We start from the raw sequence: 6,868 nt of genomic DNA, 5'->3' as shown, positions 1-6,868 counted from the left end.
ACGAGGAACGCTGCGGCTACGCGGTGCTTGCCGCCACGGGCGCGGCCCTGCAACGCGCGGCGGACGACCTGCGCGCCCGCAACCCCGGCATGGCGGACCCGATGCCTCTTTCCGAAGACCCGGCCAGCCCGTTCCATGTGGCCGACGCCGCCCCCGCCGTCGCCACGTTCCTCGAAGCCGTGCGTTTCGATTTCGCCTTCCGGTCCATCGTGCGCGAACGCGCCGGAGTGGCCATGGAAGAACTGGACTTTCTGCTGGGGCGCACCGTTGCGGCCACGGCGGCCATGTACGGGGTGGCCGTGCGCATGGGGGCCGATGGTCCGGAAGTGGTGGTGCTACCCGCTTAAGCCCGCTTCCACTGTGGCCTTCTTGCCCTCTGCCGTCGTCAGAATGGTTTTTTATTCCGGTCGAATACCACAAAAGTACGCTCTGCGGTCCTCATCCGTAAGGTTCGCTCCGCTCGCCCAACGGCTGAGGCACTCCCTTCATAAAAAAACGATTCTTCCTTGGCAGAGAACAAAAAATCTCGCAGTGGAAACGGGCCCGAGAAGTCGCTTTCACGGTTGCGAGGCACGCTGGTGTCGGTAGTGCGGCCATCCATTCGCCGCCCCCTTGCCCTGCGGCCCGCATCGCGGCATCATGCCGCACGTCCGGCGCGACTGCCGGGCAGCCTTCGCAAAGGAGCCTGAAATGTACATCGTCACCGGCGGCGCGGGGTTCATCGGCAGCGCCATGGTCTGGAAGCTGAACCGCATGGGCATCGACGACATCATCGTCGTCGACAACCTGGCCACCACGGAAAAGTGGAAGAACCTCGTCAACCTGCGTTATGCGGACTACATCCACCGCGACGGGTTCATGGACATGGTCCTGCACGGCGACCTGCCGTGGGAAGTGGACGCCATCGTGCACATGGGGGCGTGCTCGTCCACCACGGAACGCGACGCCGACTTCCTGATGGAAAACAACTTCCGCTACAGCCGCATGCTGTGCACGCTGGCCATGCAGACCGGCGCGCGCTTCGTCAACGCCAGCAGCGCCGCCACCTACGGCGATGGCGCGTTGGGCTTTTCCGACGACGACGCGCTGATGCCCCGCCTGAAGCCCCTGAACATGTACGGCTACTCCAAGCAGCTGTTCGACCTGTGGGCGCGGCGCGAGGGCCTGCTGGATTCCATCGCCAGCCTGAAGTTCTTCAACGTGTACGGCCCCAACGAATACCACAAGGACGACATGCGCAGCGTCATCTGCAAGTCGTTCCACAACGTGAACAACGCGGGCCGCATCACCCTGTTCCGCTCCAACCACCCGGACTACGCCGACGGCGGCCAGATGCGCGACTTCGTGTACGTGAAGGACTGCGTGGAGGTGATGTGGTGGCTGTTGCAGCACCCCGAGGTGGGCGGCGTGTTCAACGTGGGCACCGGCACCTCGCGCACGTGGAACGATCTTGCCCGCGCCGTGTTTGCCGCCATGGACCGCGAGCCGGTCATCGAATACATGGACATGCCCGCGCACCTTGCGGGCAAGTACCAGAACTACACCCAGGCCAGCATGGACAAGCTGCGCCGGGCCGGGTGCGACGTGCCTTTCCGGTCGCTGGAAGATGGCGTGGACGACTACGTGCGCGGCTACCTGGCCACCGATGATCCGTACCTGAGCCCGGAAGCGTAAGGGGCGGATAGTCTTTGGTCCGCTACCCCGCGCAGGTGGGGACACGGCGGATTCCACACTCCAACGACATGAAACGGGGCGGACTGCGCGATGTGCGCGGTCCGCCCCGTTGTTCGTTTGTGGTGTCTTTTGAGGGCGGGGTACCGCCGGGCCGTCCTTTCGGGCGTCAGGCCGTCGGGCTGTGGGGCCGTCCGTCGGCCCGCGGTCTCCGTCGCCCGGTTGTTCAGGCGGCCCCGGCTGCTACAGGATGCGGAACGACCGCTTGCCCCCGGCGTGCAGCACATGCACGGAACAGGCAATGCACGGGTCGAACGAATGCACCGTGCGCAAGAGTTCCACCGGGCGGTCGGGGTCCAGCACGGGGTTGCCCATCAGCGATTGCTCTACTGCGGACGGCTTGCCCTTGTCGCAGCGCGGGCCAAGGTTCCAGGTGCTGGGCACCACCATCTGGTAGTTGGCGGTTTTGCCTTTTTCTATGCGTATCCAGTGCGAAAGCCCCCCGCGCGTCACCGCGCAGAAGCCCACGCCCCTGGCCTCGTCGGGCATGGTCCATTCCTTGTAGATTTCCACGGGACCGGCCTTGGCGCGGTCTTCCAGGTCGTTCAGCCAGCCCTGCACGCGGTTCATCAGAATGACGCTTTCCACCATGCGCGCCGCCGTGCGGCCCATGGTGGAGAACAGGTTCTCCTGCTTCAGCTTGCAGGCGGCAAGCCAGGCGTCCATGCGGGTGACGGTTTCCTTTTCGCCGCGAGAATAGGCGATAAGGCGGCGGGCCAGCGCCCCGGTTTCCACGGCCTCGCCCTTGTAGCGCGGGGCCTTGGACCACGAGTAGTGGCCGCTGGGGTCGTAGCCGGTGTAGTCCGGGTCGGTCACTCCGTCATAGGGATGGGCGGGCGGACCCGGCTTGTACCAGCCGCGCGACAGGTGTTCCTGAATCTGCGCGGGGTCCAGTTCCTCGGTCTTGCCGATGGCGTGGCCCCACAGCACCCCGCCCCGGAAGAACGGGTCCTTGCCGGTTTCCGGGTCGTGGAAGTCGGAGAAGTCCATGTAGTTGGTGGTGCGCCCGTAAGATGCCGCCTCCGGGTAGCGGCGACCCAGAATGGTCAGGTCGCCCAGGTAGTTGTGGTTGATGAAGGTGCGGCACTCCTCGTACAGGGCGCGGAATTCCGCCAGCCGCTCGGGGCGCAGGGCCTCGTAGCAGGTCACCCCGCCCACGCGCATGGTCTGCGAGTGGGGGTTCTTGCCAGCGAAGATGGCCATGGCCCTGGCGATCTTCATCTGCACGCGCAAGGCTTCGATGTAGTTGGCGGCCAGCACCAGGTTTTCTTCCGGCGACAGGCGGTAGGCCGGGTGCCCGCCCAGGAAGTAGGCGTTGTCCAGCCAGCCCAGTTGCCCGGCGTCCACGAACTTCTTCAGCCTGCCGTGCACCACGAACAGGTCGCCGGGGGGTACGTCGCGTCCGGAAACCTCGGTGGCCAGCTTCGCCGCCGCCACCGGGTCGGCCTTCAGGGCGTTGGCCACGTCGCAGAAATCCAGCGAGTGCAGGTGGTAGAAGTGCACCAGATGGTCGTGCACGATGAGCGTGGCCAGAATCAGGTGGCGCACCAGTTCCGCCGCCGGGGGGGCCTTGAAGCCCATGGCGTTTTCCACGGCGCGGATGCTGGTGAGCGAGTGGGTGGTGGTGCACACGCCGCAGGCGCGCTGCACGTAGTTGTGCACGTCTTCCGGCGGGCGGCCCTTGACGATGATCTCCAGCCCCCGGAACAACTGGGTGCTGGACCACGCGTTGTCCACCACCCCGTTCCTGACCGAGACGTCGATCTTCAGGTGTCCCTCGATGCGGGTGACCGGGTCCACCACGATGCGGCCGGTATAGGCTTTGTCAGCCATGAAATGCCTCCTCAGGCGTCATCGCCCTTTTCGCGCACGTCGCGGTTGAAGGGGGCAAGCTGATCCCAGAATCCGGGTTCGCTGCATCCGATGCAGGGCGCGCCCGAGCGCACCGGCCAGGTGGTCTGGTTGAACAGCGCGCTTGGACAGTTGTTGTACGTCCACGGGCCACGGCACCCCAGCTTGTGCAGGCACCAGCCGTCGCGCGCCTGCTGCGACGAGAAGGTGAGGGCGAATTCGCCCTTGTCGAAGTGGGGCCGCCGTTCGCACATGTCGTGCACGGTCTTGCCGTAGAACAGCCTGGGGCGGCCCGAGGTGTCGAGGGCGGGCAGGCCCTTGGTCAGCAGGTGCACCACCGTGCCCACGAAGTTCACGGGGTTGGGCGGGCAGCCGGGCAGGTTGATGGGCGCGATGCCCAGCGGCTTCAGCGCGGCGCCAACCCCTATGGCTTTCGACGGGTTGGGCGCGGCGGCCTGGATGCCCCCATAGCTGGCGCAACTGCCCATGGCGATGACGCCCTTGGCCTTGCCCGCCACCTCTGTGAACAATGACAGCATGGTCTGCCCGCCCACCTGGCCGTACACCCCGCCGTCGCGGGTGGGTATGGCCCCTTCGATGACGCAGAAATAGCCATCCGGGTTCTTCATGGCCTTTTGCAGCGCGGCATGGGCGGCGTGCCCGGCGGCGGCCATGACCGTTTCGCAGTAGTCCAGCGAGACCACTTCCATGATCAGCACGTCGAAGTACGGATCCACAAGGCGCAGCAGCGCTTCGGTGCAGCCGGTGCATTCCGCGCCGTGCATGTAGATGACCGATGGTTTCTTCTTGCCTTCCAGCGCGCGGGCGATCTGCGCGCCCATGGAGGCCTCCAGCCCCATGGCCACGGCCACCATGCCGCAGAATTTCAGAAAGTCGCGCCGCGAGACGCCGCGTTCCTCGGCCTCCGCACGGCGCGCCACGAGTTGGGCGAGAGCGTTCATTGGGCCTCCGTCTTCTTGTGGCAGCCACGGGTGCACGAGAGGGGCGGCATCTTTCCGGCCTCGCGCATCTTGCGGTGGCAGCCCAGGCAACTGTGGGTGCTGTCGTTGTGCCAGGCCATGTAGAACGACGAGGTTTCCGTGACCGTGGGCTTGTTGTGGCACTGGGTGCAGGGCAGGAACTGGCCGAGGGTCCTGTCCGACTCTTCGTGGTGGCACGAATCGCAGGAGTTCAGCACGGCGTGCTTGCCGTGGGGAAAGGTGACCGGCTTCACCCATGCGGCCATGGGCTGGTTCTTTTCCGGTCGCTTGATGATGATCTCCTTGGGCACCTCGTACGCAAGAAGCGCCGTGGGCAGCAGGAGCAGGAGGAACGCCGCCGCAAGACATCGGATACGGTGCATCGGGTTCGCCTCCCTGATGGGGGTTGTGGATGTTCGACCGTAGGTGGGGCGGCATGGACGGCGAATGATAATCATCGGGCGGCACGAACGGGACAGGCGTGCTACCGGATGCGGGGAGCGGGGAAGGCACGTCGGGCGGCGTGGAGGGGGCTTGGCGAAGGTCGGGCAGGCCGCGCCGGGCCTGGGCCAAGCGTCGAGTCGAATGCATTCATCGGACGCATGCGCCGGACGGAAGGAAAGGCCCGGCGCAGTGAAGGGCCGGGCCTTGGGGGCAGGATGCGGGGAACGGGGCGGAAAGGGGGGCGAAGGACGTTGCAGTGCTACCCTTCGGCCAGCAGGTCGGCCACGTCGTTGGGGTCCACGGGCACGGCCAGCATCAGCATCAGGCCGTCCGGTTCGTGACGCACGTGCAGCAGGCAGCTCAGGTCGCGGGCCAGCTTGTAGCTGACGGCCAGCGGCTGCGGCCCCTGCTGTCCTCCGAAGGGCATCAGCGACAGTTCCGCGTCGTGGGCCAGGGGCGATTCGGTACGCAGCAGCACTTCCACCAGTTGGCCGCGGCCCGCGTCGCGACAGCGCAGCACGGTTTCGCTGCCGGGCGCGCCGTGTTCCACGGCCAGCCCCGCCATGCCCACCACGATCTGGGTCAGCAGATCCGGGTCCGACTGCACGGGCGGCAGGTTGGCGGCGGCCTCCACCCGCAGTTCCACCCCCTTGCGCTGCAGGGGGGCGTGCAGCAGGTCCGCCGCAAAGTCCAGCACGGCGGCCAGGCTGCAGGGGCGGGGCGCGATGTCCACGGGGGCCAGGTACTGTTGCACCCGGTTGATCAGGGCTTCCAGCCGGGTGGCTTCTTCCAGCACCACTTCCGCCTCGTGGGCGTCCGGAAACTTGCGGAGCAGGGTGCGGGCAAAGCCCGCCAGCGCAAAGACCGGGTTGCGGAATTCGTGGGCTATCTCGTCCACCAGCGCACCCAGGGTGTTCAGCTTTTCGCGCTGCACCAGCAGCCGTTCCAGAAACACCCGGCGCGAAAGGTCGATCAGCACGCCCTCTATGCGGCCCGGCATGCCGCGCGCAAGGTCGGGCGAGGCCACGGCGGTGGAGCGGGCCTGCACGAACAGGGGCAGCCCGCGCGGGTTGATCATGCGAAATTCCAGCGCAAAAGGAGTGCTGGCGGAAAACGCGCCGGAAAAGGCGCCGCGCACCCGCGCCCGGTCCTCGGGGAACACGTTGGCCATGAACCAGCCGGGTTCCAGCAGGGCCTGTTCCGGCGTCCAGCCCAGCACCGTGCGGCAGGCCTCGTTGACGAAGGTGAGCTCCAGCGTGTCGTCCAGGCTGAAGACCACCACCGGCAACCCCTGCACCAGCCCGGAATAGCGCGATTCCATGGCCGACAGCCGCTCGCGCAGGCGGCGGCGTTCCAGGCAGTTGCGCACCGTGAGCGCCAGCATGTTCATGTTCAGGATGGGCTTGGTGATGTAGTCCCACGCGCCCAGCTTGAAGGCGTTGATGGCATCGCCGATTTCTGCCCGGCCCGAGACCACCACCACCGGCACCTCGGGCGATTCCTGGGCCATGCGTTCCAGCACCGCGTCGCCGGAAATGCCGGGAATGCCCAGGTCCAGCAGCACCACGTCGGGCCGGTGTTCGCGCACCATCCGCAACGCCGAAATGCCGTCCTCGGCCTCCATGACCTGGTACCCCTCGTCGGCAAGCCACGCGGAGATGGACTGGCGGATGACCGGGTCGTCCTCCACCGACAGCACGCAGGCCGGGCGGCCATGCGGATGGGTGGGGCCGGGAGGGGTGAATGGGGGCGACTGGGATGACTGGGGTGACTGGGGTGACTGGGGTGCGCGGGGCGGCTGCGAGGGCTGTGGACACATGGGGGCCGGGCTCCTTGCGGCCGCGCGGCGCGGCGCGCGCGGG

The 6,868-nt window shown here is 66.8% G+C and carries 5 protein-coding genes and 1 pseudogene; 2 read left to right on the top strand and 4 right to left on the bottom strand.

All coding sequences use genetic code 11. From position 1 onward, the window contains the following. Positions 1-347: pseudogene (locus FVW20_RS04220) on the top strand (YkgJ family cysteine cluster protein); the annotation flags it as partial. Positions 348-690: 343 nt separating this feature from the next. Then, entirely contained in the window at positions 691-1,674 is a 984-nt protein-coding gene (gene rfaD / locus FVW20_RS04215; RefSeq protein WP_196608423.1) for an ADP-glyceromanno-heptose 6-epimerase, read from the top strand. A 240-nt stretch (positions 1,675-1,914) separates the two neighbouring features. On the opposite strand, the gene FVW20_RS04210 is transcribed toward rfaD, so the two are convergent. The 4 genes from FVW20_RS04210 to FVW20_RS04195 all read right to left on the bottom strand — a co-directional run bounded on the left by FVW20_RS04210 (position 1,915) and on the right by FVW20_RS04195 (position 6,825). Beyond that, positions 1,915-3,564: a nickel-dependent hydrogenase large subunit gene (locus FVW20_RS04210; protein WP_196608422.1), complete on the bottom strand. Its 1,650-nt coding sequence runs from the start codon at positions 3,562-3,564 to the stop codon at positions 1,915-1,917. An 11-nt stretch (positions 3,565-3,575) separates the two neighbouring features. Continuing rightward, complete coding sequence (locus tag FVW20_RS04205; protein WP_196608421.1) at positions 3,576-4,544, bottom strand: hydrogenase small subunit; 969 nt, start codon at positions 4,542-4,544, stop codon at positions 3,576-3,578. Further along, positions 4,541-4,945 (bottom strand): cytochrome c3 family protein, encoded by a 405-nt coding sequence (locus FVW20_RS04200; RefSeq protein ID WP_012612852.1) that lies wholly within the window; start codon positions 4,943-4,945, stop codon positions 4,541-4,543. The genes FVW20_RS04205 and FVW20_RS04200 overlap by 4 nt, the downstream gene beginning before the upstream one ends. A 320-nt stretch (positions 4,946-5,265) precedes the next feature. Then, complete coding sequence (locus FVW20_RS04195) at positions 5,266-6,825, bottom strand: response regulator (protein WP_231038848.1); 1,560 nt, start codon at positions 6,823-6,825, stop codon at positions 5,266-5,268. Between the last annotated feature and the right edge of the window lie 43 nt (positions 6,826-6,868).

It is taken from the genome of Nitratidesulfovibrio oxamicus, from assembly GCF_015731765.1.
GTDB lineage: Bacteria > Desulfobacterota > Desulfovibrionia > Desulfovibrionales > Desulfovibrionaceae > Cupidesulfovibrio > Cupidesulfovibrio oxamicus.
The sequence above is the reverse complement of the archived record's forward strand: the minus strand, read 5'-3'. Positions and strand labels throughout refer to the sequence as shown.

Bases quoted from the DNA above. Each gene is read 5' to 3' on its own strand.
- rfaD (WP_196608423.1), top strand. From the start codon at position 691: ATGTACATCGTCACCGGCGGCGCGGGGTTCATCGGCAGCGCCATGGTC.
- FVW20_RS04195 (WP_231038848.1), bottom strand. From the start codon at position 6,825: ATGTGTCCACAGCCCTCGCAGCCGCCCCGCGCACCCCAGTCACCCCAG.
- FVW20_RS04210 (WP_196608422.1), bottom strand. From the start codon at position 3,564: ATGGCTGACAAAGCCTATACCGGCCGCATCGTGGTGGACCCGGTCACC.
- FVW20_RS04200 (WP_012612852.1), bottom strand. From the start codon at position 4,945: ATGCACCGTATCCGATGTCTTGCGGCGGCGTTCCTCCTGCTCCTGCTG.
- FVW20_RS04205 (WP_196608421.1), bottom strand. From the start codon at position 4,544: ATGAACGCTCTCGCCCAACTCGTGGCGCGCCGTGCGGAGGCCGAGGAA.